The organism is Streptomyces griseoloalbus, from assembly GCA_014650015.1.
In the GTDB taxonomy this organism is placed as follows: domain Bacteria; phylum Actinomycetota; class Actinomycetes; order Streptomycetales; family Streptomycetaceae; genus Streptomyces; species Streptomyces griseoloalbus.
On the sequence record BMUD01000069.1, the window covers coordinates 1 to 1,663 of the forward strand.

Annotated in this window: 1 protein-coding gene; it reads right to left on the bottom strand. The window is 69.4% G+C overall.

What is annotated here, in order from left to right:
* Positions 1–162: 162 nt before the first annotated feature.
* Positions 163–1,539, bottom strand: coding sequence for an IS1380 family transposase (locus IE178_RS34955; RefSeq protein ID WP_193515055.1), 1,377 nt, complete (start codon positions 1,537–1,539; stop codon positions 163–165).
* Between the last annotated feature and the right edge of the window lie 124 nt (positions 1,540–1,663).

Below are 1,663 nucleotides of genomic sequence, written 5' to 3' on the forward strand. Positions count from 1 at the left end.
ACCTCGATCTTTCTTGACGGTCCGCCGACGGAGTCGGCGGACCGTTTCGCTTTCGGTGGCTGATGCCGGGCAGACCGACAGCCCGAGTGTCGCGTCGGGTGGGCGCCGGGTTCCACTGCTCCGGTAGGGGTGGTGCTCCTCGTAGGGGCGGAGAGTCGCTGGTCAGCCGGGCTTCGGCAGGAGAGAGAGTCGTGCGAGAGCTGCGGTGATCTCGCTGACCCATGGCCAGTGGCGGGCGAGGCGGAGGATGCGACGCCGGCCGGTCGTGACGAGCTGGGCGGCTGCGGAGAAGAGGCGGAGCCGAAGACGGCGGGGCTCCCAGAGCCGGGCTTTGCCGGTCAGAGCGAGCATGGGCATCCAGGCCAGCAGGTCGAGCGCGAGCTGGACGATCTCCAGCCAGACCTTGTTCTGCGCGGTGTCGTGCAGGGGCAGGTTGCGCAGGCCGGTCGCGCGGGCGGCCCGGATCCGGTCTTCGGCCCTGGCCCGTAGCCGGTGACGGAGCTCGAGTTCGGCGATGGGACGGCCGGCGGTGTTGGTGGCGAAACAGGTGATCCGCATGCCGTCCGCGTCGGTGATCCTCAACTGGGCCCCGGGGTGGGGCCGTTCCTTGCGAACGATCAGCCGCATCCCTTTCGGCCAGCCGTCGAGCAGGTCGCCGGTGAGTTCGGCGACCCAGGCCCCGTCGCGGACCCCGCCGCCGGTCTCGACGGCCGGCGTCCATGCCGACTCGGGGATCTTCAGCACGTGCTGGTGGATGGTTTCGGTGATCACCATGCCAACGGAAAAGGACAGCCAGCGCCCGCGCCGGGCGAGCCAGGAGACGAACTCGTGGGTGCCGCCCGCGGAGTCGCAGCGGATGAGAGTCTGCCGTCCGCGCCGGTGCTTCGTGGGCAGTTGGGCGAGGGCGAGACGGGCGGTGGTGATGTGGTCGGCGGCGGTGTTCGAGCCCGCGTTCCCGGGGCGGAGCAGAGCGGCGACGGGTTCGCCGGTTCCGCCCGGCCCGTGGTCGACGAAGGCCATCACGGGGTGGTGGCCGTAGGTCTTCTTCCAGGTCGGGGCCGCGTCCTGCTTGTCGGAGTGGGCGATGACCAGGACTCCGTCCAGGTCCACGATCACCTGCCCACCGGTGTCCGGTGCCCGGCTGCCTGCCAACTCCCAGACTCGTCGGCGGACGTCGGAACGTGCGGTGCGGATGGCGGTCAGTGCCTTCTCGCCCGCAGTGGCGAGGGTGTCGATCAAGCGGGAGACCGTCGGGTCGGAGGCGACCGGTCCGAACACGGCCGGCTCGGCCCGCAGCATCGCGATGTCGGCAAGGCAGTCCCCGCCGAGCGCGACCGCCAGCGCGGCGTCCAGGAGCATCTTGCCCGGGTCGTGGACGGCCCGCGGCTTCCGCCAGGGGGCAAGCGCTGCGGATATGGCCTGGTCAAGGCCGGTCTTGCGGACAGTTTCGACCAGCAGGACCGAACCGGCCTGCGAGAGCACGGCTCGGCCGTCACTCTGGACAAGGACATGGGGGTAGGACCCGGTAGGCTTCTTCACCTGGAAAGTGCCTCTGGATTCAGCGGGAACAAGGACCTAGACAATCCTCATTCTTGCTGGTCAGAGGCACTTTTCTCATACCTGACCACCCGTCGGACAGCCCGCTTCATGAAAGCGCGAGGCT